This is a genomic window from Lichenicola cladoniae (assembly GCF_013201075.1).
GTDB lineage: Bacteria > Pseudomonadota > Alphaproteobacteria > Acetobacterales > Acetobacteraceae > Lichenicola > Lichenicola cladoniae.
This window is the reverse complement of sequence record NZ_CP053708.1, coordinates 1,291,336-1,318,082: the sequence shown is the minus strand read 5'-3', so window position 1 is coordinate 1,318,082 and position 26,747 is coordinate 1,291,336. Positions and strand designations below refer to the sequence as shown.

Sequence of the window (26,747 nt, the reverse complement as noted above, 5' to 3'; positions counted from 1 at the left end):
ATGCACCGTCCTGATACTTAGAGACGATGCGAACTGCCCTGCCGATGTGCCCGGACCTGCCCCGAGATGATGCCGGACCAGTCGAACACGTGCGCGTGAACCAGATGAACAGAGGTTCGTTCGGACCGGCTGCGCGGGTCTGGCGTTGGGTCGCATTCCTGTTGCTGCCGATCATGGTCATGCTCGCCAGCAGCCCGGCGGCACGGGCGCAACGGCTGACCTTTCGCCAGTATTCACAGGACCAGGGCCTGTCGAACCTTGGCCTGCAATGCCTGAATCAGGACCGGTCGGGTTTCGTTCTGGTCTGCACCGAGAACGGCGCCGCACGCTACGACGGACGCGAATTCCAGCTGTTCGGCACCGAGCAGGGGCTGCCGGGCCAGGGCATCGTCTACGACATGGAGGTCGCCGCGGATGGGCGGCTGTTCGTCGTGTTCAGCAACGCCGTCTACGTCTCCGAACTGGCAAGGCCGCTCGACCCGTTCGCGCGGGGACACTTTACGGCACTGAGGAGCGATACCGGCCCGATCGAGATCGACGCGGCCCACGCGGGAGCGATGCTCGGCAACGACCTTCTCCTGGTCGAGCGCGGGCAGCTTCGTATCGCGCGAACCAACCCCGGGGATGCGCCCGGCACCATTCCGAAACTGACCGCCTTCTTCACCCCGGCGATGATCGCGCACGACCCGGCGCTGGCTCATATCGTCTCGGTCACCATCACCTCCGACGGGTTCTGGCTCGGCTGCGGCGACGGACAGGCCTGTCACATTGTCGCGACCAACGACGGCACGATCCGCAGCGTCGCCGTTTTCGGCCCGTCCGATGGCTTGCCCAAGCGGCACTGGGCCGCCTTCCTGCGTGATCGCCACGGAACGATCTGGGCCCGGTCCCTCGACCTGATTGCCAGGCGTGCGGCCGATGGCAGCCGGTTCACGATCGAGGAGATCCCGGGCGGACCGGGGCGATATGCCGGTCACGCGGACCGGCTGGTGCTGACCGAAGCCCCCTCCGGCCACGTGCTGACCCAGGGCCGGACCGGCCTGCTCATCCGCAAAGACGGTGTGTGGCGTTCGCTCAACCTGGTTCAGGGCGTTCCCGAGGGCGAGATCGTCGCGATCATGTTCGACCGCGAAGGCTCGCTCTGGTTCGCGGTGCGCAACCAGGGCGCCTTCCGTGGGGTGGGCGTCGGCGAGTGGGAGAACTGGACCCGCGACGACGGGCTGTCGGACAACGTGATCTGGCAGATGTCACGCTCGGGAAACGGGCCGCTCTGGGCGGCGACCGAAGGTGGTGCCGACGCACTGGTTGCCAACCAGCAATCCTCACGATCACTGACACATCTGAACGGATCCGGGTTCGCCGTCGCCGTCACGCCGCTCGGGCGGGTATGGCACGCGACGCTCGATGGGATCGTGAGCCGCTTCGACCCGTCGACCGGGGTCGTTGCGGTGATCGCCAACCTGCCTCCGACCGACGAGATATTCCCGGACCCACCCCGGGCAGGCGTTCCGCGCAGCCTCTGGTTCGGCACGCATGACGGTCTCTACAAGGTGGACGATCCCGATGCGATGCCGGCCACGCCGCCGGTGCGCGTCGACGGCGTCCAGGGCCGGGTCCGCGACATAACGCGGGGACCGGACGACACGCTCTGGCTGATTTCCGACCATGAGCTTCTGCATCAGGAAGCCGGCGGCGTCATACGAACCGTGCTGTCGGTCGGGACCGGGATCAACCCGAGCCCGCGCGCGCTCGCGTTCGCGACCGATGGCAGCCTCTGGGTCGGCAGCGGTATCGCGGGGATACAGCGGCTGCATCTCGACCATGATCGCGTCATGTCGACCGACACCATTGCGATCCCCCGGCTCGGTTCCAACAACGTCCTGTTCCTGCGGCAGGACCATCGCGGGTGGATGTGGGTCGGCGGCGATCGCGGGCTCGACATCTGGAACCCCCATGAGAGCGGGATTGCAGGCAGCATCGACCGGGGTTGGCACCACCTGGACGAGGAAGACGGACTGCTGTCGAACGACCTCGACGAAGGCTCGATGTTCGAGGATCCGGATGGCTCGCTGTGGTTCGGCACCGGACATGGCATCTCGCACCTGCTCGATCCCGGTCCGGTCCTGGTGTCGCTGCCGCTGCATCCGGTGATCACCTCGGTGCTGCTCGGGCACCGCACGCTGCCAACCGGAACGGTCAAGTGGTCTCACGATCCGATGGTCGTGCGGTTCAGCGCGCTCGATTATCGCGACGAGCGCTCGGTGCGGTTCCGCTACCGGCTGACCGGCGTCGATCGCGACTGGGTCGACACCGCCGAGCGCGAAGTCCGCTATCCGGAGCTGCCGCCCGGCCACCTGACATTCAGCGTGATGGCCTACGATCCATTGAAGCGGCGAACGTCGGCACCGATCTCGTTCGACATCATGGTCCAGGCGCCATGGTGGCGGACCGGGCTGTTCCTGACCGTATGCGCCTTCACCTTCTGTGCCCTGGCGGTGTCGATCTGGAGGTTGCGGATCAGCTACCTGCTCGGGCGGCAGCGGCAACTCGAGGCTCTGGTGGCGGAGCGGACCAGCGAGATCGAGCAGGCCAGGGCGGTGTTATTCGAGCAGGCAACGCGGGACAGTCTGACCGGTCTGCTCAACCGGCCCGCCACGATGCAGGCGTTCGACCAGGCGATCGAGCAGGCACGCCGCGATAGCACCCCGCTGGCGATCGCGCTCCTCGACCTCGACCATTTCAAGTCGATCAACGACCGGTTCGGCCACCTGGGTGGAGACGACGTACTGCGCGAGATCTCACGGCGGCTGAAGAGCTCGCTGCACACCGGGGAGTTCGCCGGCCGTTACGGCGGCGAGGAACTGGTGCTGATTCTGCCGAGCGAAAGGAGATCGTCCGGTGGGCGGACACAACAGCTGCGCGAGGCGATGGTCGCAGCGCCGATCCCCGTCGAGGGCAGCAGTATCGCGATAACCTGCAGCATCGGTGTCGCGTGGTATCACCCTGGCGATACGTCGGAGACACTGCTCAGGCGTGCGGACCAGTATCTCTACATCGCCAAGAATTCCGGCCGGGACCGGATAGAAGTCGAACCTGACCTGGGACGCGCCAAAGCGGTCTGAGCCGGCGAGAGGGCGCCGCCCCGGACCGAAGCTGCATCAGCCGAGCGCGGTCCGGAGCCGCTCCCAGGCCTGCTCATCCGCCGGCAGGCCGAACCGGAGCCGGTGCGGCTGGTTGTCGAACCGGCGCACGAGGAGTCCTGCTGTGCCGAGGCGCTCGAAGAGTGCGGCCGCATCCGGCGTCTCCGCCAGCCTGAACAGGCGGGTGCCGCCGACGGGAACAAGCCCCGCCCCGGTCAACAGCCTGTCCAGCCGATGCGAGGCCAGATCGAGGATATGCGAAATCCGGCTGCGCCAGCGATCGTCTGCCAGCGCCTGCAGCCCGGCCTCGATCGCCGGACCACTCACAGCCCACGGCCCGAGAAGGGTACGCATCCGGCCAGCCAGGCCAAGATCGGCCAGCATGAAGCCGAGCCTGAGCCCGGCGAGTCCATGGCACTTGCCGAACGAGCGCAGCACGAGCAGCCCCGCGGATGGCAACAGCGATCCGGCAAGTGGCACGTCCGGTTCGAGGTCGGCGAATGCCTCGTCCACCACCAGCGTGCCCCCCTGTTCGGCGCAGCGTGCCGCCAGCATCGCGAGCGTATCGGCATCGATCCGGCGACCGTCCGGATTGTTCGGATTGCAAAGGACCAGCGCCACGCCGGCGCCGGCCGCTTCCAGCAGCGCCGCTGCATCCGGAACCGGAACCACGGTCACGCCGGCAAGGCGCCAGGCGGCCGCGTGCTCGCCATAGGTCGGAGACAGGATGGCGACATGCCGGCAAGCAAGCAGGATCGGGAGCAGCGAGATCAGGATCTGGCTGCCCGGCGCCGCGACCACATGATCCGACGACGGCGCGCCATAGGCCGATGCGGCCAGGTGACGTAATGCCTCCTCCGACTCGGGTTCCGGCAGCCTGGTCAATGCGGCGACGGAAAACGGCGCCAGCGGATAGGGGTGTGGATTGATGCCGGTCGAGAGGTCGATGAACGGCGATGGGGCCGCGGGAAACAACCGCCTCGCTGCAGCGAGACGACCGCCATGCAGGACAGGAACCATGCTCAGACCGACGGTATGTGACACGTGACCATCGTCGATACCCTCGTCGTTGCCCTGGTGGCGCTGCTGGTCGACGCCGCGTTCGGCTATCCGGACCGGCTGTTCCGGACGATCGGCCATCCGGTGGTCTGGATCGGCGCGCTGATCGGCGGGCTCGACCGGCGCCTCAACCGGGGCATGGTGCCCGACCCGGGCGGCCGCCTCAACTGTCGCGACGTGTCCGGACGGATCATGGGCATCGTATCGCTGGTGGTGCTGGCCGGGGTGCCGACGCTGGCGGCCTGGCTGATCGAGCGTGCCTGCCTGCGCGCCCTGCCGCACGGTGCGGCGATCCTGCTGCTGGGCATCGTTGCCAGCGCTCTCTCGGCGCAGCGATCGCTGTTCACCCATGTCCGGGATGTGCTGCGGGCGCTGGAACGCAGCGGGCTTGGTGCCGGCCGGACCGCCGTTGCACGGATCGTCGGGCGCGACCCCGAGGCGCTCGACGAAGCAGGCGTGGTGCGCGCGGCGATCGAGAGCCTGGCCGAGAATTTTTCCGATGGGGTGGTGGCGCCGCTGCTGTGGTGCGCGGTGTTCGGCCTGCCGGGCATGGTGTTCTACAAGGCGGTCAATACCGCGGACAGCATGGTCGGCCATCTTACGCCGCGGCACGCGGCGTTCGGATGGGCGTCGGCCCGGCTCGACGACCTGGTCAACCTGCCGGCCTCACGCCTCTCGGCGCTGTGGATTGCGCTTGCGGCCACGCTCTTGCCGGCGATGTCGGCGGCGGGCGCGGTCGGCGCGGTGTGGCGCGATGCCGGCCGGCATCGTTCGCCGAATGCCGGCTGGCCGGAAGCGGCCATGGCCGGAGCGCTCGGACTGAGCCTGGCCGGCCCACGGATCTATGACGGCGAGCTGGTCGACGATGCCTGGATGGGTAGGGGTCGCATCGACGCAGGCGCGCCGGATCTGCGTCGGGCACTGGCGGTCTATCGATACGCCTGCATCGTCGAGGCGGCCACGCTGATCGGCCTCGTTGCCTGCGCGCGGTAACGGTCGCTCGCCCTGTTACAAGATGCGCGCGAGTCTCCACGCCACCGCCACATTCGAGGCGCTTCCTGCAACGATGGCATTCTTGCCTATTCGCAGGAGACTTCAGATGACGCGAACCAGACGATCTTTCGCGGTCCTCGCGCTCATGGTCGCGGCGACCACCTTGTCCGGCTGCGGGTGCGGCCCGCTTGGACTTGGCTGGTGCGGCCGCGGTGGCGGTTATCATGGTGGCTATCACGATGGCGGCGGTTACCGCGGTGGTGGCTGGCGCTAAACCGATGGGCGCTCCTTCGGGAGCGCCCATCGTATTGCAGTCTGCATGAAAGCCAGCGCCGGCATGCCGATCACCCGGTGACGGGAATCACGCATGGCTGCATGCTCACCGTCGCACCATCCCTTGACGGCCCCGATCGAATCACGCGCTGACCTGCACGCCTTTCCAGAACGCGACACGATCCTTGATGTTCGCTGCCGCGGTTTTCGGTTCCGGATAGAACCAGACGGCGTTCTGGTTCACGGCATCGCCCACGGTCAGCGAGTGGTAGTGCGCGGTGCCCTTCCAGGGGCAGACGCTGGTATGCGTGCTCGCGGTGAGCACGCCGGGTCGCACCGACGAGGCCGGGAAATACGCGTTCCCCTCGACGGTGACGATGTCATCGCTCTCGGCAATGGTCTCGCCGTTCCAGACTGCCTTCATGTTTCGATCCTCCAAACCACGTGTACGCGTTGGTCAACTGCGTTCGGGACGACCGGACTTCAATGGCGCGACCGCAGAAGCGGTGGTCAGTATCCGGAAACGGCCAGCAGCGCATCGATATCGAGGTGGACCTCCAGGTGCGCGGCCAGTGCATCCAGCGCCGCCTCGACGCCCGCCTCGTGGTCGCGTGGGACCGGATCCAGGCCGATCCGCCGCAACAGGGCGGCCCGCGTCGCGTCATTGGCGAAGATGCCATGCAGGTAGGTGCCCGAGACGCGTCCATCTGCGGATACCGCACCCTCGCCGCTGCCATCCGCACGACGCAGGAACGGATGCGCGCGATCTGCGCCGTCGGTCAGGCCGATATGCATCTCGTAGCCGTGTGCGGGGGTACCGCCCGGCAGCAACGTGCCCGAGGCTTCGGTCAGGGTCTTCGCCCCTCCCAGCACGGTTGCGACGTCGAGCAGCCCGAGGCCGGCGACGGTGCCGGCCGGACCCTCGGTGCCGTCCGGGTCGTCGATGCGGCGGCCGAGCATCTGGTATCCGCCGCAAAGCCCCAGCACCTGGCCACCGCGGCGGCGATGCGCCTGCAGGTCGATATCCCACCCCTCCCGACGCAGTGCCGCCAGGTCGGCGATGGTCGATTTGGAGCCGGGCAGGATCACCAGGTCGCACGATCCGGGCAACGGCTGACCGGGCCGGAGCAGGATGCATTCGATGTCGGGTTCGGCAAGCAAGGGGTCGAGATCGTCGAAGTTGCTGATCATCGGCAGCATCGGCACGGCGATCCTGACACGGCCACCCCGGCTCCGCATGCGGGCGAGGTCTTGCAGGTCGGCCGCATCCTCCGCGGGAAGCAGGCGGACGGCATCGAGGAACGGCACCAGCCCGATCGGCGCCCAGCCGGTGCGTTCGGCGATCATCGCCATCCCGTCGGCGAACAGCGACAGGTCGCCACGCATGCGGTTGACGATGAAGCCCCTGATCCGGGCAGCATCGTTCGGATCGAGCACTACCTGGGTCCCGACCAGGCTGGCGATCACCCCGCCGCGGTCGATGTCGCCGATCAGCACCACCGGCGTGTCTGTGGCGGCGGCAAATCCCATATTGGCGATGTCGTTGCGACGCAAATTGATCTCGGAAGCCGAGCCGGCGCCCTCGACCAGCACGATGTCGCACTCGCCGCGCAGACGCGCGAAGCTGTCGAGCACATACGACATCAGGCCGGGTTTCAGCGCCTGGTATTCGCGGGCACGGGCGTTGCCGACCACCCTGCCCTGCACGACGATCTGCGAGCCGATCTCGCTCTGCGGCTTCAGCAGGACCGGGTTCATGTGCACCGACGGCGCCACCCCGCACGCCCGCGCCTGCAACGCCTGCGCACGCCCGATCTCGCCGCCATCCGGCGTCACGGCCGCGTTGTTCGACATGTTCTGCGGCTTGAACGGACGCACCACCAGGCCGCGCAGGGTGAGGGCGCGCGCGAGCCCGGCCACCAACACCGACTTGCCGACCGACGAGCCGGTCCCCTGCAGCATCAGGCTCCGGGCTGGCTTTTTCATGCGTGCGCACCGAGTTGCAGGCCGACCACCGCGAGCCCGAGCAGCAGCACCATCACCGCCACCGTCGACCCCACCGCCAGCAACGCCATACGTATGAGCGTGCCGAACACGCTTGACCGATAGACACCGCGCATGTGCAGGAACAGATGCACCGGCAGCACAAGCAGCAGCAACGAGCTAAAGGGTATTGGTGTTTCACGAAGCAGGAACAGCGTCATGATGACCAGGCTTGCAAAACAAAGTGAGTGGATCGACACGATCGTGTGGTCGTAGAGCGAGACCCGCCGTGGCACCAGGTAAAGCAGCCACAGGATGCAGCTGGCGATCGGCAGCATCAGGATGGTGAAGCGCTCAGACCATTCACGGATGACCGTCATGACTCCGTCCGGATGATCAAACGCCTGATGCAGATGCAGGTGAAGCCATTGCGTCACCTGCGGATGGTCGCCGATCATTATGCTATCGATCGTCCGGTTGATCTGCGCGCCAGCCTTGTCGTGAATTGTCGTTATGCTGAACTCGGTGTGTGTGAGCGAACCTATGCTGAACAACAGAAACAGCATGACCAGGAACAGCCGCAGCGGCGGGATCTCGCGGGCGCGGCGACCCTGGAGATAGTCCCCCGTCAAAAGAGCCGGATGCCATACCAGGCGCGTCAGCGTCCGCCAGAAACGGCTATCCGCATGCGTCAGCGTTTCGAACAGTTCCGCGCCCAGATGCATCAACGAGCGATGCTGTAGCCCGGCTTGCTGCCCGCACTGATGACACCACGCCCCGCACAGCGCGGCGCCACAGTTCAGGCAAGCCCTACTTCTGTCGCAGTGAACCTCGACATCTTGCATTCGATCCGTCCGCTCCCCGGTCCGTCAGATAGCTGCAACCGATGTTGCATGAGTTCCGCGAGAACGGCTCGGAATGCTGCGTGTCAGGCGAGGCTTCCCACCTCAGGAGCCCCGGTTACGCCGTGAGCATCCGGCCGGCACAGAGGCTGGGGTCGAATCACCGGCACAAGCCATTCCGGACCGTTCTCTAGAACTCGATGCCTTCCTGGGCTTTCACGCCGGCCGCGAAGTGGTGTTTCACCTGCGTCATCTCGGTGACCAGATCGGCGGCCTCGATCAGCGCCGGCTTGGCGTTCCGGCCGGTGACGACGACGTGCTGCATCGGCGGACGGTCATGAAGTGCCGCGATCACCTCGGACAGTTCGAGATACTCGTAGCGCAGCGCGATGTTGAGCTCATCCAGCACGACCAGCGCGATATCGTCGCGGGCCAGCAGGGTCTTCGTCACCTCCCAGGCGCGGGCGCAGGCGGCGACGTCGCGGGCGCGGTCCTGGGTTTCCCAGGTGAAGCCCTCGCCCATGGTGTGCCATTCGACCAGCGGCCCGAAGCTCTCGAGCATGGTGCGCTCGCCGGTGCTCCACGCGCCCTTGATGAACTGCACCACGGCGGTCTTGCGGCCACGCCCGACCATGCGGAGCAGCAGCCCGAAGGCGGCCGTCGACTTGCCCTTGCCCGCCCCGGTATGGACGATCAGCAGCCCCTTCTCGATCGACTTGGACGCGACCTCCTCATCCTGCACGGCCTTGCGCCGCTCCATCTTCATGCGGTGACGGCCTGCCTCCTCATCGGCAGGCTCCTGGGTGCCGCTCATCCCTTGACCACCAGCGGCAAGCCGGCGACCACCAACACCACCCGGTCCGCGATCGTCGCGATCCGCTGGTGCAGCAGGCCGGCCTCGTCGCGGAACCGCCGCGCCAACGCGTTCTCCGGCACGATCCCCATTCCGACCTCGCTCCCCACCAGTACCGTCGCCACCTGCCGTCGCCCGAGCGCCGCCATCAGCCGCGACACGGCCTGTTCGACGTCATGATCGCCCAGAAGCAGGTTGGTGAGCCAGAGGGTGAGGCAGTCGACCAGCACCGGACGATCGCCGGCCTCGTCGAGTTCATCGGCCAGGGTAACCGGGACCTCGATCGTCTGCCAGCCCTCCGTCCGGCGGGCCCGATGCTCGGCCACGCGGGCGCGCATCTCCTCATCCCAGGCCTGTCCGGTGGCAAGGTAGATCCACGGTGCGGGCATTCCCGCGAGCAGTTCCTCCGCATGGCGGCTCTTGCCCGATCGGGCTCCGCCCAGAACAAGGGTCAACAAGGTCTTTGCATCCTCAAAAGGGGCGGACTCCGGCAGCAGGCAGATGATCCACCGATCGCGCCCAGGCCTTCTAGGCTGCGGACCGGCAGGTGGCCACGAGCGTCTTTCGCAGCCAGCGGTGAGCCGGGTCGGCGTCGAGACGCGGGTGCCACATCACGCTGATCGCGAGTTCCGGGGTCGCGACAGGCAGGTCGAACCCGTCGAGGCCTCGCGCCGCCACGCCGCCATCGCGAATGCAGGAGCGCGGCACGAGGGCGATCAGGTCCGAGCACCGTGCGATGTTCATCGCATCGAGAAAACTCGGCACGATGACAACGATCCGGCGCTGCAAGCCGAGTTCGTGAAGGGCATCGTCCACCGGCCCCTTCGACGCGCCTCGACGCGACGTGACGACGTGCCTGCAAGCCGCATAGCGTTGCGGCGACATCGGCTCTGCAAGCAGGGGATGACCCAGGCGGGCCGCACCGATGAAGCAGTCGCGTAAGATGAGCTGGCTTCGGATCTCGGGAGCCGAGGCGCCGGCCGTACCGATCTCCAGGTCGATCCGGCCATCCCGCAACGGGGCTGCCTCCTTGTCGGACTTGGGAGCGAAGCGAAGGCGGACATTGGGCGCTGCGTCGATGATCGAAGCGACCAGCCGGGCCGCGAACAACGTCACGAACCCTTCGTTGGCGCGGATCGTGAATGTTCTTTCCAGCAGGGCCGGGTCCATAAGGTCCGTGGCCGGCGTCAGGAGCGCTCGCACCTCCTGGGTAAGCGCGTGGACGCGGCCGGCCAGTTGCTCGGCATGGGGCGTCCGCACGAGCGAGCGTCCGGCCTGCACCAGCAACGGGTCACCGGTTGCGGATCGAAGCCGCGCCAATGTCCGGCTCGCCGCGGAGACGCTGAGCCCGAGGCGTCTGGCGGCAGTCGTGACGCTGCCCTCGGCCAGCAGCACGTCGAGTGCCGCGAGCAGGTTGAGATCGACCGTATCCATGCCAGATCATAGCCGTACTTTCACTTCGGCCATAGCGTCTGGTGCAAGCATAGTTTGCATCCCATGCGTCTGGCGCCATTGCTCAGTTACGCCTCACATCCGGCACAGCACATCGGCGCAAGGAATCTCGGCATGGACATTTCCTCAAATCAGGAAAGCAGGACGGTCCTGCCTGTCGGCGCATCACGCGTGAAGCTGATCGGCATCGAAGAACATTACTTGACCGCGGATGTGCGCGACGCCTGGGACGCGATCGGGTTGGCCGCGACCGACCCCAGCGTCACGCTGCATTCGGGCGAGATCGAGCGGCGCCTGCTCGATCTTGCCGGCGAGCGGGTCGCCCTGATGGACGAGGCCGGTCTCGACGTTCAGGTTCTGTCGCTGACCACGCCTGCGTTGCACGATCTTGGGCCGGAGAGCATCGAACTGGCCCGGCGTGCCAATGATGCGGTAGCCATGGCCATCGCTCGATGGCCCGACCGTTTCCAGGCCTTGGCCACGCTACCGGTGTCGAGGCCGGATGAGGCGGCGCAGGAGCTGGAACGCTGCGTCCGAACGCTCGGGTTCAAGGGCGCCATGCTGTCCGGCCGGGTCGGTGATCGCAACCTCGATCATCCGGACTTCTTCCCGATTTTCGAGAGGGCTGAGGCACTCAAGGTTCCGGTTCTGCTCCACCCCCGCACGCCCGCCATGGCGGTGCGCGATGCATATTACTCTGGCTTCACGCCGAAGGTCGACGCCGTGTTCGCGATGTTTGGCCTGGGCTGGCATTACGATGCGGGCATCCAGTTTCTTCGCCTCGTGCTTGCCGGCACGTTCGACCGCCTGCCCGGCCTCCAGGTGATCCTCGGTCATTGGGGAGAGGTCGTGCTGTTCTATGCGGAACGCCTCAAGGCCATGGACCGCGTGTCGGAGCTGGAGCAGCCGATCACGACCTACCTGCGCCGCAACCTGTACGTCACGGCCAGCGGCATGTTCCTGCCCGGCTACCTGGCGCAGGCGGCCGCCATTGTCGGGACCGACCGGCTGCTCTTTTCTACCGACTTTCCCTACCAGTATCGCCCCGGCGGGGACGCGCGACGATTCTTGGCAGATTGCGGATTGAACGAGGCCGACACGTCAGCGTTCGCTCATGGAAACTGGCTTCGGCTGACACAGGCTGGAAACGCTGTGGTCTGAAAGCCGGCATGCCGAACGCATATAAATTCGATGCGCCTGCCGATCATGAGCTGCCATGCGCGAAGTTGGACGCGCCTCCAACAGCAAGACGCCGGACGTCGAAGCTCCGCTCAGGGCGCCAATCGCGTCGGTACCGGCGCATTGCACAGATCGACACCACTGGCCGGCCTGATAAAGAACGGGTCGCGACGGTTGGCCCGGGCATCTAGATATTTTGCAAACGCCGGACTTGTTGCCTGCATCGTCTCGACATTCGGGCGCGATGCCGGTGTCATGTCGGCTGCAACCTGCACGGTCCGGATCGGTACCCACTGCTTCGGGCCGGCATAGAAACCCAGCGCCGCGGTTCCCCGTGGCAAGGCTCCCAGGACCGGCATGCCGTCGACGACACGTCCGACCAGCGCGATGTTGCGGTCGAGCTGTCGCGGGGCCTGGCCGTTCACCGCGTAGAGTTCCTCCCCGGTGCCGGTATCGGGCGGCATGTCGCGGCCGACACCCACCATGCCGTAGCAGTGGGTCAGCCAGCTTCTTGTGCCGTCGCTCCCGACCGGCCAGCCGTTCGCGTAGCCGACCTGCCGGGCGTAGGGGTCAGGATAGAACAGAGGCCGGAGTGCGAGGCCTGCGGACGGGCGGTCGTATTCGGCCGGCGGATGCTGATCGATGCCCTTCGGCAGCGCCTGGCCTTCCGGCATGCGCGCCCACTGGACCACGTAGTTGTCCTGCACCCGCACGATGCCGGCGCCGTCCCACCAGTGCGCCCGCGCCAGGGCGCGGATGTTGGCGACATGGACCGGAGCGAAGTCCGGCGCGAGCTGGATCACGATGCGCTGGCCGGTCGCGAGCTCCATCACCAGCACATCTTCCGGCGACACCGGCTGCCATGCACCGGGCGGCGCCGTGTCCACGATCTGTTGCGGAGACAGGATGGCCGGCATTGGCAGGGGGGCGGCCGCGCCCAGCAGCAAGGTTGCGGCGAGGCTGGTCAGGACGGTGTGCAGGCGCATCCGCCGACCCTTGCACGCTGTGCGGCAGCGCGGAAGAAGGCCGTTCCGCGTCCCGGTTTGGAACCTTTGCCCGCCTCGGCGCCTCTAACCGGCAAATCCCCCTAGGAGAGTTCGATGGACCAGGACCAGATCACCAAGCTGTGGGAGATGATGAAGTCCACCAAGTTCGCCATGCTGACCACCGAGGACGGCGACAATCTGCGGGCGCGGCCGATGGCGGCCAGCCAGAGCTCGTTCGACGGCACGCTGTGGTTCTTCACCAGCGCCAAGTCGCACAAGGTGGACGAGGTTCAGTCCGACCATCGCGTCGGCGTCACCTATGCCGACCCCAAGCTGCAGAACTACGTCTCGCTGTCGGGCAGTGGAACGCTGGTACAGGACAAGGCGACGATCGACCAACACTGGTCGGAGCTGCTCACAACCTGGTTTCCGAACGGCAAGGACGACCCGGATGTCGCACTGCTGCGTATCGAGGTCACCCAGGCGGAATACTGGGACGCACCGAACTCCAAGATGGTGCATGCCTACGGTTATGTGAAAGCCAAGCTCACCGGCACGCCGCCCGCCGGCGGCGAGAACGAGAAGGTGAAACTGGCCTGATCAGGATTGGCGCGACGGCGGTTCCGTCGCGCCGCATCCTATCCCGCTTGCGACAACATGCGCGTCGTCAGCGGGTCCGCCGCACCCTCGAAATACAGGTCAAGCGCGGTGCTGAAAGCCGGCATGGCGGGGTCGGCGGCGGCGAACAGGGTCATCGAGGACCGGAACTTGATGTCGTCCGGGCTGCCCATGATCCGGTTGATCGAGCGGCCTTTCACGGCGTTCACCAGCCCGGTGCACTCGACCAGCCGTCGTCCGAGCACCGGATGGGCGAGATAAGCCCGCGCCTCCGCCAGCGAGGCCAACGCATAGTGCCTGGCCATCGAGCTATGGCCGAGCCCGGCAAGCTGCGGGAAAATGAACCACATCCAGTGCGACCGCTTGGCGCCGGCGGAAAGCTCCGCCTTGACGTTGGCAAGCACCGGAGCCTGGGCCTCGATGAAGCGCTCGAAATCGACGGTATCGGTCATCGGTGGACACGCTACATCCCGCGCCGCGACAGCGGACAGCGTCATCGGACCGGCAACACGATGGTTTGACTTCGGCCGGCTGCCTTTGACGAAGGTGGAGGGTGGCCGCTAAACTCGACAACGATGGTCCCTTCGAGAGAAGGGTGAAAAGGGAAGACGGTTCGAGCATGCCGGCCCAGGCCGACACTCCATTCCGTCGCTGCCCCCGCAACTGTAGGCGGTGAGCATTCTGTCGCATGCCAGGCCCTGAGAAGGTCCGGCACGCACAAGGTCACTGGTGGATCGCAGGATCGCCGGGAAGGCCGACGGGATGTGCCGGACGAGGCCGCTGGCACGGCCCCGTCCAGATCCGTGAGCCAGGAGACCTGCCATCGCGCGCGGCCGTTCGGCCGTGTTTCGAGCCGTGTTGTCCGGCGGGGTGCCCGGATGCCGACGATATCGCGATGATATCGACTCCTGGGAAACCGGGAGCGGTTGGTGCCCCAGCGTGTCCGGATCGTCCGGCGCGCGCGTTCGAAGGGGTCAACCGTGTCCGAACCGACACCCGTGCTTCATGTCTGCACCACCTGCCGCGCCGGCAGCGTGAAGCTGGACGGCATTCCCGTGCCGGGCCACGTGCTGCACGACCGCCTGGCCAATCTGCTCTCCGAGGCTCCCGACGCTCCGATCCGCCTGTTGCCGGTGGAATGCCTTGCGGTCTGCAACGATGGCTGCGCGGCGTCGATCGCCATGCCGGGCAAGTGGTCGTATCTGCTCGGACGCCTTGCACCGGATATGGCCGAGGACCTGCTGGTGTTCGCACGCTCGTACGGCGTATCGAAAACCGGCACCGTCATGCCCTCGAAGCGGCCGGCCTCGCTTGCCGCCATGATCCTCGGCCGTGTCCCCGGCCCTGCTCCCGCGCCAGCCGAAGGAATGCCCCGATGAGCGTCACCAGTCCCGTCACCAATTTGGGCAAGATCCCGGCCACCATCATCACCGGCTTCCTCGGGGCCGGAAAGACCACGCTGCTGCGGCATGTGCTGGAGCATGCGGGCGGACGCCGGATCGCGGTGATCGTCAACGAGTTCGGAGCGCTCGGCATCGATGGCGACACGCTGCGGGCATGCGGCATCACCGGCTGCGACGACGAGGATATCGTCGAGCTGGCCAATGGCTGCCTGTGCTGCACCGTCGCCGACGATTTCGTGCCAACCATGGAGGCGCTGATCTCGCGCCCGAATCCGCCCGAGCACATCGTCATCGAGACCTCCGGGCTGGCGCTGCCGAAGCCGCTGCTGAAAGCGTTCAACTGGCCGAGCGTTCGCGCCCGGCTGACCGTCGACGGGGTGATCGCGGTGGTGGACGCCCCCGCCGTGCATGCCGGCCGATTCGCCGACGACCCGGAGGATGTCGCCCGCCAGCGTGCGGCGGATCCGTCGCTCGATCACGATAATCCGCTGGCCGAAGTCTACGAGGACCAGCTGATGTCCGCGGACCTGGTGGTGCTGAACAAGACCGACCTGCTGACCACGGCGGAGGTCGATGCGCTCGCAGTGCAGATCGCCGGAATCATCCCGCGTGCGGTGAAGCTGGTGCGCACCACCGAGGGCAGGCTCGATCCGGCGGTGCTGCTCGGCCTGGGCTCGGCGGCAGAGGATGATCTGGCGGCCCGGCCCTCGCATCACGACGCGATGGACGGAGAGCACGAGCACGACGATTTCGACAGCTTCGTGGTGCCGATCGGGGCGCAGGCCAGTGCCGAAGCGCTGGTGGCAAGGCTGGCCGCCGTCACCGAGGCGCACGACGTGCTGCGCATGAAAGGGTTCGCCGTCGTCGAGGGCAAGTCGATGCGGCTTGCGGTACAGGGCGTCGGCACCCGGTTCCGGCAGCAGTTCGACCGAGCCTGGAAGCCGGGCGAGCCCCGTGCCGGCAGCATCGTGGTGATCGGCCGCCAGGGTCTCGACCGCACCGCGATCGCGGCCGCGATCAACGACGCGACCGGCGCGGTCTAGCCGGCCCATGCACCTGCTGGTCCGCGAGATACGGACGCTCGACGAGCAGGACCAGGCGGACGATCTCGGGCACGCGCCGGCCGACATCGTCTGCCTGTCCTTCTCCGACAGCGATCTCGCGACGCTGGCTGCCGGCTGGGATGCGATGCCGGACGGGCGGCCGACGCTGCGGCTGGCCAACCTCGCGCGGCTGCGCCATCCGATGTCGGTCGACCTGTATGCCGAGCAGACCATCGAGCGGTCCCGCTGCGTGCTGGTGCGGCTGCTGGGCGGGCTGGATTACTGGCGCTACGGCGCCGAGGAACTGGCGGCCACCTGTCGTCGGCACCGGATCCCGCTGGCGTTGATCGCGGGCGATGCACGGGACGATCCAAGGCTGGCCGAGCTATCCACGGTGCCGGCGCCGGTGCTGGCCCGGCTCGACGGCTTTCTCCGGCAGGGCGGGCCGCACAATGTCGCCGGTGCGCTGCGGCTGCTGGCGCACGTGGCCGGGCGCGAACCGGATGACGGGATGCTGCCGGTGCCGGTACCGGTCGCCGGAGTGCATCGCGCGGCATCGCTCGACGGACGGCCGGTCGCGACGATCCTGTTCTATCGCTCGCACCTGATGGCCGGCGACCTGGCGCCGTTCGAGGCGCTCGCGGAGGCGCTCGAAATACGTGGCCTGGCGACCGAGTTGCTCTATGCAGCGTCGCTGAAGGAGCCGGAAGCGGCTGAGTTCGTCGAGCGGCGGCTGCGTCTGACACGACCCCGCGTGGTGCTGAACGCGACCTTCTTCTCGTCGCGGCGGGATGCGGCCGGTTCGCCGCTGGATGCGGCCGGCGTGCCGGTGCTGCAACTGGTGCAGGCCGTGGGCAGCGAAGTAGCCTGGCAGTCGAGCCGGCGCGGCCTGTCGCAGACCGACCTGGCGATGCAGGTGGTGCTGCCCGAGCTGGATGGACGGCTGCTGGCGACGACGGTCTCGTTCAAGGCGGAACAGGCCAGCGCCGGCCTCGAGGATTTCGCCCAGGTCATCAACGTGCCGCATGCCGAGGGGATCTCGCTCGCGGCGGATCGTGCGGCCGGCTGGGCGCGGCTCGGCGTGACGTCCGCGGCGGATCGCCGGGTGGCGATCGTGCTGTCCGACTATCCGGCAGTCGGCGGGCAGATCGCGCATGCGGTCGGGCTGGACAGCTTCGCCAGCCTGTCGGCAATCCTGCGGATTCTGAAGGGGGCCGGCTATACGACCGGCGGCTCAACCGACGCCGCGGAACTCACCCGGCGGCTCTGCCACGATCCGGCGACGCCGTATCTGTCACTGGCCGAATACGCAGTCCTGTTCGCGACACTTCCGGCGGCCGTGCGGGCGGCGACGGTCGACGCGTGGGGACCGGCCGGTTCCGACCTGTCGGTCGGAGACGGCCACTTCACCCTGCGCCATGCCCGTCTCGGCCACATGATCCTGGCGGTGCAGCCGGATCGCGGCGCTGCATTGGATCGCAAGGCCGGCTACCACGATCCCGACACCCCTGCCCGGCACGGCTATCTTGCCTTCCACCTGTGGCTGCGGACCCGGATCGGGGTCCACGCGCTCGTGCATCTCGGCACTCACGGCACCTTGGAATGGCTGCCGGGCAAGGCGACCGCGCTCTCGGCGGAATGCCTGCCCTCGGCGCTGCTGCGCGGCATACCGGTGGTGTATCCGTTCATCGTGAATAATCCCGGCGAGGCGGCGGCAGCGAAGCGGCGTCTGGGAGCGGTCACCATCGGCCATCTGACGCCGCCGATCGTAGGCGCCGGCACGCATGGCGCCGCGCTGGAACTCGAACGGCTGATCGACGACTTCGCCGCCTCGGACGGGCTCGATCGCCGTCGCGGCGAGATCCTGCGGGGCGAAATCCTGGATCGCGCGGAGAGCACCGGCCTGCTGGCGGAAAGCGGCGTGCGTCGCGGCGATGCCGACGATGCGGACGCGCTGGCCCGGCTGGACGCGTATTTGTGCGACGTGAAGGATCTGCAGATCCGCGATGGCCTGCATGTATTCGGCCAGGCGCCGCGCGGCCATCGGACATTGCTCGAGGGCATGATGCGGGCGTTGCCGGATGCCGACCCTGCCGCGCTCTCGGTAGCGCTCGACGCCAGCGGGCCGGCCGAGGCGCAGGCGCTGCTGGCCGCGCTGGACGGGCGGTTCGTCGAGCCAGGGCCGGCGGGAGCACCAACGCGTGGCCGCGCTGACGTGGTGCCGACCGGACGCAACCTGTTCACCGTGGATCCGCGCGCGATCCCGACGCGGGCCGCCGTCCTGCTGGCGGAGAAGGCCTCGGCGGCGCTGCTCGAGCGTCACCGGCAGGACCAGGGCGACTGGCTGCGCCGGGCGGTGATCGACCTGTGGGGCTCGACCAGCCTGCGCACCGGTGGCGAGGATCTGGCGCTGGCACTGCTGCTGATGGGAGTGCGGCCGATCTGGGATAGCGGGTCCGGCCGGGTCGCGGGGATTGAGATCGTGCCGCTGGCCGTGCTCGACCGGCCGCGGGTGGATGTGACGTTGCGCATTTCCGGGTTCTTCCGCGACGCATTCCCAGGCCAGATCGCGCTGTTCGACCAGGCGGTGGCCACTCTCGCTGCGCGGGACGAGGATGCTGATTGGAACCCGCTCGCGGCGGAACACGGCACCGAGATGCCTTCGCGGATCTTCGGCCCGGCACCGGGCACGTACGGCACCGGTGTCGAGGACCGGCTGGCGCGTGGCGCTTGGACCGATCGCGACGAGCTCGGACGCGCGTATCTCGATGGCTCTTCCTACGCATATGGAGGCGGCCGTGACGGCACCGCCGATGCGACCGGGTTTGCTCGTGGCGTGGCCGGCGCCGACGCGCTGCTGCATGTGCAGGACCATGCCGAGACCGATCTCCTGGATAATCTCGACGTCGCGGCGCACGAGGGTGGGTTCGCCGCCGCCGCCGCCTCGCTGGGTGCCGCACCGGCGCTATATCACGCGGACACCGCGCGGCCGGATGCTCCCCGCATCAGGAGCGTCGCCGAGGAAGTGGCGCGGGTGGTGCGTGGACGCGCCGCCAACCCGCTGTGGATCGAGGGCATGATGCGGCACGGCTACCAGGGCGCCGCCGAGATGGCCCGCGCGCTCGACGCGCTGCATGGCTATGCCGCGACGCTGCCGGTGCGGTTCGACCAGCAGTTCGAGCTGGTGTTCGAGGCGACGCTCGGCAACGAGATGGTCGAGCAGTTCATGCGCGAGACCAATCCAGCGGCACGCGCTTCGATGGCGGCCCGCTTCGACGAGGCACGCCGACGCGGGTTCTGGCAGCCGCGGCGCAACGATGTCGGGCTAGTGCTGGAGCCGGACGCATCATGAACGCGATCGTGCGCGGCTGGTGTCCGTCGCTCTACGAGCCGATGCAGTCCGGCGACGGTCTGTTGGTGCGGATCAAGCCGTCGGCGTCGCGCCTCGATGCGATGTCGGCGCGGCATGTTGCAGAGGCGGCGCTGCGGCATGGCAACGGCATGATCGAGCTGACCAACCGGGGCAACCTGCAGCTGCGCGGATTCAGTGTCGGCTCCGCAGCGCTCTTTGCGCGCGAGGCGGTCGAGCTTGGACTTGCCGTAGCCGATCCGGCGGCGGAGCGTCGACGCAATATCCAGGCGTCGCCGCTGGCCGGCGACGATCCGGATTGCGATGCCGACACCCTCGCCATTGCGCGCGCGCTCGAGGCGGTGCTGATCGCCGACGACAGTTTGAACGGGCTACCGGGCAAGTTCGGGTTCGCGGTGGATGGTGGCGGCGCTTTGTCGCTGGAAAGCGTGCGTGCGGATATCACGCTGCGCGCATCGGGTCCGGGATCCTGGCAGGTCGAAGCCGGAGATGCCGCCGCTGCCTGCACCGTTGCCGAGGCGCCCCTGCATGCCCAGCGCCTTGCCCGCGCTTCATTGGCCCTTCCCGGCGCGCCGGTGCGGCCGTCGCGTGACCCTGTATCCGGAACGATGCTGTTCCAGGCTGACGGGTTGCCATGCCGGCCCATCGGCTTTGTCGCCCGGCAAAGCCCTGTCGCCGTCGGACCTCTCCCCGCCGGTGCCTTCGGAATTGGCGTGCCACCCGGTCGGCTCGATGCAAGTCTGCTGCTGCAGTTGGCGGCTTTGGCCGAGCAGCTTGGCGAGGCTACGATCCGGCTTACCCCATGGCGCGCACTCGTGCTTGCCGGGCTGCTGCCGGGAGCCGAGTCGTCGGTGCGTTCGACATTGGCGGGGCAACTGCTCGACCCCACCGACCCGCGACTGCGCACTGCGTCCTGCATCGGAGCACCCGCCTGCCCGCGCGGCATGGTGCCGGCGCCCGCTACCGCGTTCCAACTTGGCGCGCTGCTGCCGGACGGGGTGTTCCTGCATGTGTCCGGCTGCGCCAAGGGGTGCGCGCATCCGGGGACCGCGCCATTGACGCTGGTCGGCCATGATGGGCTCTACGATCTGGTGGTCGATGGACGGGCGGGCGATACACCGCGGCATCACGGCCTCACACTCGACATGGCGGCATCGCTGCTGCACCAGCACAAGGATCATCCGGCGTGACCGGTTTCGACTATATCCGGGACGGCGCCGGCATCTACGAGAAGTCGTTCGCGATCATCCGTGCCGAGGCGGACCTGTCCGGCTTCACCGCGTCGGATGCCCCGATCGCGGTGCGGATCATCCATGCCAGCGGCATGGTCGAGATCGCGCAGCGGATCAGGTTCGGCCACGGGTTCGGAGCGGCGGCACGGGCGGCGCTGAAAGCCGGCAAGCCGATCCTGTGCGACTCCGAAATGGTCGCGCACGGCATCACCCGCGCCCGGCTACCCGCCGACAACGCGGTGATCTGCACCTTGCGCAATGCGGCGACGCCGGCGCGGGCCCGCGAGATCGGCAACACGCGCTCTGCAGCGGCACTGGATTTCTGGGGCGAGCATCTGGACGGTGCGTTGGTGGCGATCGGCAATGCGCCCACCGCCTTGTTCCATCTGCTGGAACTGATCGAGGCCGGGGCGAAACCGCCTGCTGCTGTCATCGGCATGCCGGTCGGCTTCGTCGGCGCTGCGGAATCAAAGGACGCGCTGGCAGTGTTCGGACGGCTTCCGTTCGCGATCGTCGCCGGCCGGCAGGGCGGCAGCGCCATGGCGGTGGCGACCGTCAACGCGGTCGCGAGCGACATCGAGTGATGCTTAAAACTCCGAAAGTCGGCACGCTGCGCACGATCGGGATGGGGCCGGGCGATCCGGAGCTCCTGACCCTGAAGGCCGCACGGCTGATCGTGATGACGCCGGTGATCGCCTATTTCGCCAAGCGCGGGCGGGTCGGCCATGCGCGCTCGATCGCGGACCAGTTGCTGAGCGAGGAAGCGATCGAGCTGCGGTTCGAATATCCGTTCACCACCGAGCTGTCGGTCGACGATCCGCGATATCTTGCCGACATGGGCAGCTTCTACGAGGACTGTGCCGGCCGGGTCGCCTCGTATCTCGATGCCGGACAGGACGTGGCGTTGCTGTGCGAGGGCGATCCGTTCTTCTACGGCTCCTCGATGTACGTGTTCGACCGGCTGCGCGCCGACTATCCGCACGAGACCGTCCCGGGCATCACCGGCATGAGCGGCTGCTGGACCGCGGCGGACCTGCCGATCGCGCATGGCGACGATATCTTGTGCGTGCTGCCAGGCACCCTCGACGAGGACCGGCTGACCGAACGCCTGCAGGCATGCGATGCCGCCGTGATCATGAAGGTCGGCCGCAACCTCCCCAAGATCCAGCGCGCGCTGCGGCGGGCCGGGCTCGAAGACCGCGCCACCTATGTCGAGCGCGGCACGCAGGCGGACCAGCGCGTGATGCCGATGACCGGGATGGAAGGCGAGACCGCGCCCTATTTCTCGATGGTGCTGGTCCAGGGACGGCAGCGGCCGCGATGAGTTCGATCACGATCATCGGGCTGGGACCGGGCGACGTGGCAATGCGCACGCCACAGGCAGTGGCAGCCCTCGCCCGCGCCACCGACCTGGTCGGTTACGGACCGTACGTGGCGCGGGTCGCGGCGCCTGCGAACGTGGTCCGCCACATCTCGGACAATCGCGAGGAACTCGACCGTGCGCGGCATGCCCTGACGCTGGCGGGGTCGGGCCGGGATGTCGCGGTGGTGTCGTCGGGCGATGCCGGTGTGTTCGCAATGGCCAGTGCGGTGTTCGAGGCGATCGAGCATGGCGAGCCGGCCTGGGCGACGCTGGATGTGAGCGTGGTGCCGGGCATCTCGGCGATGATGGCGGTGGCCGCCCGGATCGGTGCGCCGCTCGGCGGGGATTTCTGTGCGATCTCGCTGTCGGACAATCTCAAGCCGTGGGAGCTGGTGCTGCGACGGCTGCGTACGGTGGCCGAAGCGGGCTTCGTGATCGCACTGTATAATCCGTTGTCGCGGGCGCGTCCCTGGCAACTCGGCGCCGCGTTTTCGGCGTTACGCGAGATCCTGCCTGGAACGATCCCGATCGTGTTCGCAACCGCGGTGTCGCGCCCCGAGGAGCGCATCGTGCTCACGACGCTGGCGGACGCGGATGCCGGACACGCGGACATGCGGACGCTGGTGCTGATCGGGTGTGCCGGCACCCGCCTGATCGCACGCGGCGACGGGATGCCGTGGGTCTATACGGCGCGCAGCGTGTCGGAAGCCTGATGGCGTTGTTCCAGCCACTGCAACGCGCTTTGCCAATCCGGCACGAAGGGTCCCTCGACGGGTGCCGGCCTTGCGATCATCACGACCGCAAGGCCGAGACGGCGCGCGGCATCGAGCTTGGCATCGGTCGCGCGGCCGCCGGAGTTCTTGGTGACGATCAGCTCGATCGCGGACTCGCGCAGCAGTGCCAGTTCCGCGTCCGTATCGAACGGTCCGCGTGCCGTGATCAGCCGACAGCGTGGCGGCAGCAACTCCGGGGGCGGCGCATCGACGCTGCGAACGATGTAGTCGTGGTGGGGATGCTCGCGGAACGGAGCCAAATCCTTGCGGCCGATCGTCAGCAGCACGCGGCGGGGCGCAGGCCCAAGGGCGGCGGCGGCTTCATGCATGTCCGCGACCATGCTCCAGCGATCGCCGGAAACCGGCCGCCATTCCGGCCGGTCCACACGCAGCATCGGCACGCCGGCCTCGGCGCACGCAAGCACGGCATTCCGGCTGATCTGCTGCGCGAACGGATGCGTCGCGTCGACCAGTGCGTCGATGGCATGGGCGCGCAGCCACGCGGCAAGACCATTAACGCCGCCGAAGCCACCGATCCGCGTGGCGATGCTCGCCTCGATGAGCGGCGCCCGCGTCACGCCGGCGAGCGAAAGCGTGGTGTCGAAGCGCAAATCGCCGCGCAGTGCGCGAACCAGCGCGCCGGCTTCGGTGCTGCCGCCAAGAATCATAACCCGCAGCACGATCCGTCCCTCCTCCGGTGCCGGCCATGATGCCGGCGCCCGGTCCCTGGCTGGCAGTTGTCGGCATTGGCGAGGACGGTGTCGAGGCGCTGCCGCCTGCTGCGCGCACATTGATCTTCAACGCGGCGCTGGTGGTCGGCGGCCGGCGGCACCTGGCGCTTGCGGCTTCGCTGACACGCGGCGAGACGATGCCCTGGCCATCGCCGATCGCGGACGGACTGCCGGCGATCCTCGCGCGCCGGGGTGACCCTGTGGTGGTGCTGGCCTCGGGCGATCCGTTCTGCTTCGGCATCGCCACGATGCTGGCGGGTGCCGTGCCGCCCGGAGAGTTGCTGTGCCTGCCGGCACCCGGCGCGGTCTCGCTTGCCTGCGCCCGGCTGGCCTGGAGCATGCAGGATAGCCGTCTGCTCTCGATCTGCGGCCGGCCGATCGAGACGCTGCTGCCCGCGCTGCAGCCGGGCGCGCGGTTGCTGGTGCTGTCGGCGGACGAGACCTCGCCACAAGCGGTCGCGTCGCTGCTGGTCCGGCACGGCTTCGGCGGGTCGGTCGTGCATGTGCTGGAGGCACTGGGCGGCCCGAACGAACGGATGCGCCGGTTCCAGGCCTCGGATGCGCTGCCGGACGGGATCGACCGGCTGAACCTGATCGGGATCGAAATCGTGGGCGATCCCGACGCCCGGGTCATCCCGCTCGGCACCGGGCTGCCCGACGCGTTCTTCGGCAATGACGGCCAGCTCACCAAATGCGAGATCCGTGCGGCGACGCTCTCGGCGCTATCGCCGCGCCAGGGCGAGACCCTGTGGGATATCGGCGCAGGGTCGGGCTCGATCTCGATCGAGTGGATGCTGCTCCATCCGTCCAACCGGGCATTCGCGATCGAGCGCCGGCCGGACCGGGCCGACCGGGTCATGCGCAACGCGGTCTCGCTGGGTGTGCCCGGCCTCGTGGTGATCGACGGCACCGCACCGGAGGGGCTCGCGGACTTGCCCAGGCCCGACGCTGTGTTCATCGGCGGCGGCGCCAGCGGGCCCGGGGTGCTGGACGCGGCCTGGTCGGCGCTGCGCCGCGGCGGCCGGCTGGTGATCAACGCCGTCACGATCGAGACCGAGGCGGTTTTGTTCGCAGCCCATGCGCGATACGGCGGAACGCTGACCCGGATTTCGGTGGAACGGCTCGACCGGGTCGGCGGCATGCACGGGTTCAGGCCGGCAATGACCGTGACCCAGTATGCGGCGACCAAACCATGATCTTTGCAGGGATAGGCTTGCGGCCCGGTTGCGCCGCTGACGAGATCGCCGGTCTGGTCGAACTCGCGGCGGAACGTGCCGGCTGCCGTCCCGAGCGACTGGCGATCCCCGAGTTCCGTGCCGCCGAGCCCGGACCGATCGCGGCGGCCGGGGCATTGTCGCTGGGGCTGATCGTCGTCGGTGAACGCGCCCTCGCCGATGCCCAGCCACGCTGCGCAACGCAATCCGCACTGGCAGAAGCGATGACCGGGGTCGCCTCGGTGGCGGAAGGGTGTGCGCTGGCGGCTGCGGGACCGGACGCCGTGCTGCTGCTGCCACGCATATCGTCGGCCAACGCCACCTGCGCGATAGCCGGCTGGAGAGCTTTGCCATGACGGTGCACTTCATCGGCGCCGGGCCCGGTGCCGCCGACCTGCTGACGCTGCGCGGCCGCGACCTGCTGGCGCGCTGCCCGGTCTGCCTTTTCGCCGGCTCGATCGTGCCGCGCGAGATGCTGGTGCATTGTCCCGACGGCGTGCGGCTGGTGGATACCGCCTCGCTCAGCCTCGACGATATCGAACGCGAGTATGTGGCCGCATACGATGCCGGCCAAGACGTGGCGCGGCTGCACTCCGGCGACCTGTCGATCTACAGCGCGGTCGCCGAGCAGATCAGGCGCCTGCGCCGGCACGGCATCCCGTTCACCATGACGCCCGGCGTGCCCGCGTTCGCGGCTGCGGCAGCTGTGCTCGAGCGCGAACTGACGGTGCCGGAAGTGGCGCAGAGCCTGGTGCTGACGCGGATGTCCGGCCGGGCCTCGGCGATGCCGCCGACCGAGACGCTGACGGCGTTCGGGGCAACCGGCGCCACGCTGGCGATCCATCTGGCGATCCATGCGATCGACCGGGTGGTGGACGAGCTGACGCCGCTGTACGGCGAGGACTGCCCGGTCGCCGTTGCGGTCAGGGTCTCCTGGCCGGACCAGAGGGTGTTGCGCGGAACGCTGGGCACGATACGCGCGATGCTCGAGCAGGACCCTGTCGATCGCACCGCGCTCGTGCTGGTCGGGCCGGCGCTCGACACGGCAGAGTTCCGTGATAGCGCGCTCTACGACCCCGACTATCGCAGGCGGTTCAGGGAATGAGCCGCATCGACCGAGAGGAAATCCGTGCGGCCGACCAGCGTGCCTTCCCGGTCGAACAGCACGATCTCGAGGGACGTGCCGGTGCCGCGCAGCACCTCCGCCGCCACGGTCCAGGCGCGCGTAGCAATTGCATCGCCGAGCGCCACGCCGGCGGCCGACGAGAGCGAGAACGCCTGCGCCACGGTGTTGGCCCGGGCGATGCACTCGCCGAGATCGCTGCCGCCGCCTGCCTCGATGGCAACCGCCGCAAGCGCCGCCAGGTCGGCCGATCCGCGTTTGGAATGCAGGTCGAGGCGTCCCTGCGCCAGCTTGGTCATTTTCGCGACGCCGCCGGCAACCGTCACGCGCGGCACCGGATGGTCGCGCAAATATTTCAGCAGCCCACCGGCGAAGTCGCCCATCTCGATCAGCGCCACGTCGGGCATCCCGTGCAGCGCCTGCACGGCGATTTCGGAAACATTGCCGGTGCTGCCTGCGACATGCCCGATCGACATGGCGCGGGCGACGTCGATGCCGCGGCGGATCGTGTCGATCCAGGCGGCGCAGGAAAACGGCACCACGATCCCCGTGGTGCCCAGGATCGAGAGACCGCCGACGATGCCGAGCCGGCCGTTCAGGGTACGCTCGGCCAGCTTCTCGCCGCCGGGGACCGACAGCGTCACTTCGGCATCCGGCTCGCTGCCGCCTGCGATCTCCTGCATCGCGTCGCGGATCATCCGGCGCGGCACCGGGTTGATCGCCGGTTCGCCGGGCGGCAGCGCCAGGCCCGGGCGGGTGATGGTGCCGACCCCTTCGCCCGCGCGGAACCGGATGCCGCTGCCGGCCGGCAGCAGGCGAACCCGTGCCCGGATCAGGGCGCCATGCGTCACGTCCGGATCGTCGCCGGCATCCTTGACCACCCCGGCCTCGGCGGCGTCCTGGTCGAACCGCGCCTCGGCCAGCGCGAAGGCGACCTGCCCCCCGCGTGGAAGAGTGATGGTGACGGGGTCGGGGAAGTGTCCATCCTGCAGCGCGGCGAACGCTGCCTTGGCGGCGGCGGTGGCGCAGCTGCCGGTGGTCCAGCCTCGCCGCAGCGCCTGATTGTCGGAGTTTGTGTCCTGCTGCACGAGTTTTCATATAGGTCCGGGTGCCTCCC

At 68.1% G+C, this 26,747-nt stretch carries 26 protein-coding genes and 1 riboswitch; of the genes, 15 read left to right on the top strand and 11 right to left on the bottom strand.

Annotated elements, in window-relative coordinates; genetic code table 11:
* Positions 1-104: 104 nt before the first annotated feature.
* On the top strand, positions 105-3,122 hold the full coding sequence (locus HN018_RS06015) for a ligand-binding sensor domain-containing diguanylate cyclase (protein WP_171834648.1): 3,018 nt from the start codon (positions 105-107) through the stop codon (positions 3,120-3,122).
* A gap of 36 nt (positions 3,123-3,158) precedes the next feature.
* On the opposite strand, the gene cobD is transcribed toward HN018_RS06015, so the two are convergent.
* On the bottom strand, positions 3,159-4,184 hold the full coding sequence (gene cobD / locus HN018_RS06010; RefSeq protein ID WP_239479050.1) for a threonine-phosphate decarboxylase CobD: 1,026 nt from the start codon (positions 4,182-4,184) through the stop codon (positions 3,159-3,161).
* Here cobD and cbiB point away from each other — a divergent pair, their 5' ends adjacent.
* The gene (gene cbiB, locus HN018_RS06005) at positions 4,185-5,192 is read left to right on the top strand and encodes an adenosylcobinamide-phosphate synthase CbiB (protein ID WP_171834647.1); all 1,008 of its coding nucleotides are present in this window, start codon (positions 4,185-4,187) and stop codon (positions 5,190-5,192) included. It begins immediately after the preceding gene.
* Between the two features lie 106 nt (positions 5,193-5,298).
* Entirely contained in the window at positions 5,299-5,466 is a 168-nt protein-coding gene (locus tag HN018_RS06000) for a hypothetical protein (protein ID WP_171834646.1), read from the top strand.
* Positions 5,467-5,607: 141 nt separating this feature from the next.
* On the opposite strand, the gene HN018_RS05995 is transcribed toward HN018_RS06000, so the two are convergent.
* The 6 genes from HN018_RS05995 to HN018_RS05970 all read right to left on the bottom strand — a co-directional run bounded on the left by HN018_RS05995 (position 5,608) and on the right by HN018_RS05970 (position 10,577).
* Positions 5,608-5,889 carry a DUF427 domain-containing protein gene (locus HN018_RS05995; RefSeq protein WP_171834645.1) on the bottom strand — a complete coding sequence of 94 codons (282 nt, stop codon included), beginning with the start codon at positions 5,887-5,889 and terminating at the stop codon, positions 5,608-5,610.
* Between the two features lie 86 nt (positions 5,890-5,975).
* Positions 5,976-7,451, bottom strand: a complete 1,476-nt coding sequence (locus HN018_RS05990) for a cobyric acid synthase (protein ID WP_204259686.1) — start codon at positions 7,449-7,451, stop codon at positions 5,976-5,978.
* Positions 7,448-8,293, bottom strand: coding sequence for a DUF3667 domain-containing protein (locus HN018_RS05985; RefSeq protein WP_172443460.1), 846 nt, complete (start codon positions 8,291-8,293; stop codon positions 7,448-7,450). The genes HN018_RS05990 and HN018_RS05985 overlap by 4 nt, the downstream gene beginning before the upstream one ends.
* 187 nt (positions 8,294-8,480) lie before the next feature.
* The gene (cobO, locus tag HN018_RS05980) at positions 8,481-9,104 is read right to left on the bottom strand and encodes a cob(I)yrinic acid a,c-diamide adenosyltransferase (protein ID WP_171834643.1); all 624 of its coding nucleotides are present in this window, start codon (positions 9,102-9,104) and stop codon (positions 8,481-8,483) included.
* The gene (gene cobU, locus HN018_RS05975) at positions 9,101-9,601 is read right to left on the bottom strand and encodes a bifunctional adenosylcobinamide kinase/adenosylcobinamide-phosphate guanylyltransferase (RefSeq protein ID WP_171834642.1); all 501 of its coding nucleotides are present in this window, start codon (positions 9,599-9,601) and stop codon (positions 9,101-9,103) included. The genes cobO and cobU overlap by 4 nt, the downstream gene beginning before the upstream one ends.
* Before the next feature lie 70 nt (positions 9,602-9,671).
* Positions 9,672-10,577 carry a LysR family transcriptional regulator gene (locus tag HN018_RS05970; RefSeq protein WP_171834641.1) on the bottom strand — a complete coding sequence of 302 codons (906 nt, stop codon included), beginning with the start codon at positions 10,575-10,577 and terminating at the stop codon, positions 9,672-9,674.
* A gap of 132 nt (positions 10,578-10,709) precedes the next feature.
* Here HN018_RS05970 and HN018_RS05965 point away from each other — a divergent pair, with 132 nt between their 5' ends.
* On the top strand, positions 10,710-11,756 hold the full coding sequence (locus tag HN018_RS05965; RefSeq protein ID WP_239479049.1) for an amidohydrolase family protein: 1,047 nt from the start codon (positions 10,710-10,712) through the stop codon (positions 11,754-11,756).
* A 110-nt stretch (positions 11,757-11,866) separates the two neighbouring features.
* Here HN018_RS05965 and HN018_RS05960 read toward each other — a convergent pair whose 3' ends face one another.
* The gene (locus HN018_RS05960; protein ID WP_171834640.1) at positions 11,867-12,760 is read right to left on the bottom strand and encodes a peptidylprolyl isomerase; all 894 of its coding nucleotides are present in this window, start codon (positions 12,758-12,760) and stop codon (positions 11,867-11,869) included.
* Positions 12,761-12,874: 114 nt separating this feature from the next.
* Between HN018_RS05960 and HN018_RS05955 the strand changes: the two genes are divergently transcribed.
* Positions 12,875-13,360, top strand: coding sequence for a pyridoxamine 5'-phosphate oxidase family protein (locus HN018_RS05955; protein ID WP_171834639.1), 486 nt, complete (start codon positions 12,875-12,877; stop codon positions 13,358-13,360).
* A 38-nt stretch (positions 13,361-13,398) separates the two neighbouring features.
* Here the strand turns inward: HN018_RS05955 and HN018_RS05950 are convergent, their stop codons facing one another.
* Positions 13,399-13,830, bottom strand: coding sequence for a DUF1810 domain-containing protein (locus HN018_RS05950; protein ID WP_171834638.1), 432 nt, complete (start codon positions 13,828-13,830; stop codon positions 13,399-13,401).
* Positions 13,831-13,937: 107 nt separating this feature from the next.
* A riboswitch (cobalamin riboswitch) is annotated at positions 13,938-14,217 on the top strand.
* A gap of 141 nt (positions 14,218-14,358) precedes the next feature.
* On the opposite strand from HN018_RS05950, the gene HN018_RS05945 reads away from it, so the two are divergent.
* Genes HN018_RS05945 through cobJ form a run of 7 tightly spaced genes read left to right on the top strand, consistent with a single transcriptional unit; the run spans position 14,359 to position 22,502 of the window.
* Entirely contained in the window at positions 14,359-14,757 is a 399-nt protein-coding gene (locus HN018_RS05945; RefSeq protein ID WP_171834976.1) for a DUF1636 family protein, read from the top strand.
* Complete coding sequence (gene cobW / locus HN018_RS05940) at positions 14,754-15,824, top strand: cobalamin biosynthesis protein CobW (protein WP_171834637.1); 1,071 nt, start codon at positions 14,754-14,756, stop codon at positions 15,822-15,824. The genes HN018_RS05945 and cobW overlap by 4 nt, the downstream gene beginning before the upstream one ends.
* Positions 15,825-15,831: 7 nt before the next feature.
* Positions 15,832-19,176, top strand: coding sequence for a cobaltochelatase subunit CobN (cobN, locus tag HN018_RS05935; RefSeq protein WP_171834636.1), 3,345 nt, complete (start codon positions 15,832-15,834; stop codon positions 19,174-19,176).
* Positions 19,173-20,384 (top strand): precorrin-3B synthase, encoded by a 1,212-nt coding sequence (locus HN018_RS05930; RefSeq protein ID WP_171834635.1) that lies wholly within the window; start codon positions 19,173-19,175, stop codon positions 20,382-20,384. Before cobN ends, HN018_RS05930 begins: the two co-directional genes overlap by 4 nt.
* A complete protein-coding gene (locus tag HN018_RS05925; RefSeq protein ID WP_171834634.1) occupies positions 20,381-21,010 on the top strand; it encodes a precorrin-8X methylmutase in 630 nt (209 codons plus the stop codon). Before HN018_RS05930 ends, HN018_RS05925 begins: the two co-directional genes overlap by 4 nt.
* Positions 21,010-21,750 (top strand): precorrin-2 C(20)-methyltransferase, encoded by a 741-nt coding sequence (locus HN018_RS05920; protein WP_171834633.1) that lies wholly within the window; start codon positions 21,010-21,012, stop codon positions 21,748-21,750. Before HN018_RS05925 ends, HN018_RS05920 begins: the two co-directional genes overlap by 1 nt.
* Positions 21,747-22,502: a precorrin-3B C(17)-methyltransferase gene (gene cobJ / locus HN018_RS05915; protein ID WP_171834632.1), complete on the top strand. Its 756-nt coding sequence runs from the start codon at positions 21,747-21,749 to the stop codon at positions 22,500-22,502. The genes HN018_RS05920 and cobJ overlap by 4 nt, the downstream gene beginning before the upstream one ends.
* Here the strand turns inward: cobJ and HN018_RS05910 are convergent.
* On the bottom strand, positions 22,472-23,239 hold the full coding sequence (locus HN018_RS05910; RefSeq protein WP_171834975.1) for a cobalt-precorrin-6A reductase: 768 nt from the start codon (positions 23,237-23,239) through the stop codon (positions 22,472-22,474). The two genes, cobJ and HN018_RS05910, sit on opposite strands and share 31 nt — an antisense overlap.
* 29 nt (positions 23,240-23,268) lie before the next feature.
* On the opposite strand from HN018_RS05910, the gene cbiE reads away from it, so the two are divergent.
* The 3 genes from cbiE to cobM are packed head-to-tail and all read left to right on the top strand — an operon-like array spanning position 23,269 to position 25,612.
* Complete coding sequence (cbiE, locus tag HN018_RS05905) at positions 23,269-24,489, top strand: precorrin-6y C5,15-methyltransferase (decarboxylating) subunit CbiE (RefSeq protein ID WP_408886758.1); 1,221 nt, start codon at positions 23,269-23,271, stop codon at positions 24,487-24,489.
* Positions 24,486-24,863 carry a cobalamin biosynthesis protein gene (locus HN018_RS05900; RefSeq protein WP_171834631.1) on the top strand — a complete coding sequence of 126 codons (378 nt, stop codon included), beginning with the start codon at positions 24,486-24,488 and terminating at the stop codon, positions 24,861-24,863. Before cbiE ends, HN018_RS05900 begins: the two co-directional genes overlap by 4 nt.
* Entirely contained in the window at positions 24,860-25,612 is a 753-nt protein-coding gene (gene cobM / locus HN018_RS05895; protein ID WP_171834630.1) for a precorrin-4 C(11)-methyltransferase, read from the top strand. Before HN018_RS05900 ends, cobM begins: the two co-directional genes overlap by 4 nt.
* Here cobM and HN018_RS05890 read toward each other — a convergent pair.
* A complete protein-coding gene (locus HN018_RS05890) occupies positions 25,588-26,718 on the bottom strand; it encodes a cobalt-precorrin-5B (C(1))-methyltransferase (RefSeq protein WP_171834629.1) in 1,131 nt (376 codons plus the stop codon). The genes cobM and HN018_RS05890 overlap by 25 nt on opposite strands.
* Positions 26,719-26,747 lie beyond the last annotated feature (29 nt).

Coding starts and splice junctions, on each gene's coding strand:
- HN018_RS06015 (WP_171834648.1), top strand. CDS start 105: ATGAACAGAGGTTCGTTCGGACCGGCTGCGCGGGTCTGGCGTTGGGTC.
- HN018_RS06000 (WP_171834646.1), top strand. CDS start 5,299: ATGACGCGAACCAGACGATCTTTCGCGGTCCTCGCGCTCATGGTCGCG.
- HN018_RS05995 (WP_171834645.1), bottom strand. CDS start 5,889: ATGAAGGCAGTCTGGAACGGCGAGACCATTGCCGAGAGCGATGACATC.
- HN018_RS05990 (WP_204259686.1), bottom strand. CDS start 7,451: ATGAAAAAGCCAGCCCGGAGCCTGATGCTGCAGGGGACCGGCTCGTCG.
- HN018_RS05985 (WP_172443460.1), bottom strand. CDS start 8,293: ATGCAAGATGTCGAGGTTCACTGCGACAGAAGTAGGGCTTGCCTGAAC.
- cobO (WP_171834643.1), bottom strand. CDS start 9,104: ATGAGCGGCACCCAGGAGCCTGCCGATGAGGAGGCAGGCCGTCACCGC.
- HN018_RS05970 (WP_171834641.1), bottom strand. CDS start 10,577: ATGGATACGGTCGATCTCAACCTGCTCGCGGCACTCGACGTGCTGCTG.
- HN018_RS05965 (WP_239479049.1), top strand. CDS start 10,710: ATGGACATTTCCTCAAATCAGGAAAGCAGGACGGTCCTGCCTGTCGGC.
- HN018_RS05960 (WP_171834640.1), bottom strand. CDS start 12,760: ATGCGCCTGCACACCGTCCTGACCAGCCTCGCCGCAACCTTGCTGCTG.
- HN018_RS05955 (WP_171834639.1), top strand. CDS start 12,875: ATGGACCAGGACCAGATCACCAAGCTGTGGGAGATGATGAAGTCCACC.
- HN018_RS05950 (WP_171834638.1), bottom strand. CDS start 13,830: ATGACCGATACCGTCGATTTCGAGCGCTTCATCGAGGCCCAGGCTCCG.
- cobW (WP_171834637.1), top strand. CDS start 14,754: ATGAGCGTCACCAGTCCCGTCACCAATTTGGGCAAGATCCCGGCCACC.
- cobN (WP_171834636.1), top strand. CDS start 15,832: ATGCACCTGCTGGTCCGCGAGATACGGACGCTCGACGAGCAGGACCAG.
- HN018_RS05930 (WP_171834635.1), top strand. CDS start 19,173: ATGAACGCGATCGTGCGCGGCTGGTGTCCGTCGCTCTACGAGCCGATG.
- HN018_RS05920 (WP_171834633.1), top strand. CDS start 21,010: ATGCTTAAAACTCCGAAAGTCGGCACGCTGCGCACGATCGGGATGGGG.
- cobJ (WP_171834632.1), top strand. CDS start 21,747: ATGAGTTCGATCACGATCATCGGGCTGGGACCGGGCGACGTGGCAATG.
- cbiE (WP_408886758.1), top strand. CDS start 23,269: ATGATGCCGGCGCCCGGTCCCTGGCTGGCAGTTGTCGGCATTGGCGAG.
- HN018_RS05900 (WP_171834631.1), top strand. CDS start 24,486: ATGATCTTTGCAGGGATAGGCTTGCGGCCCGGTTGCGCCGCTGACGAG.
- cobM (WP_171834630.1), top strand. CDS start 24,860: ATGACGGTGCACTTCATCGGCGCCGGGCCCGGTGCCGCCGACCTGCTG.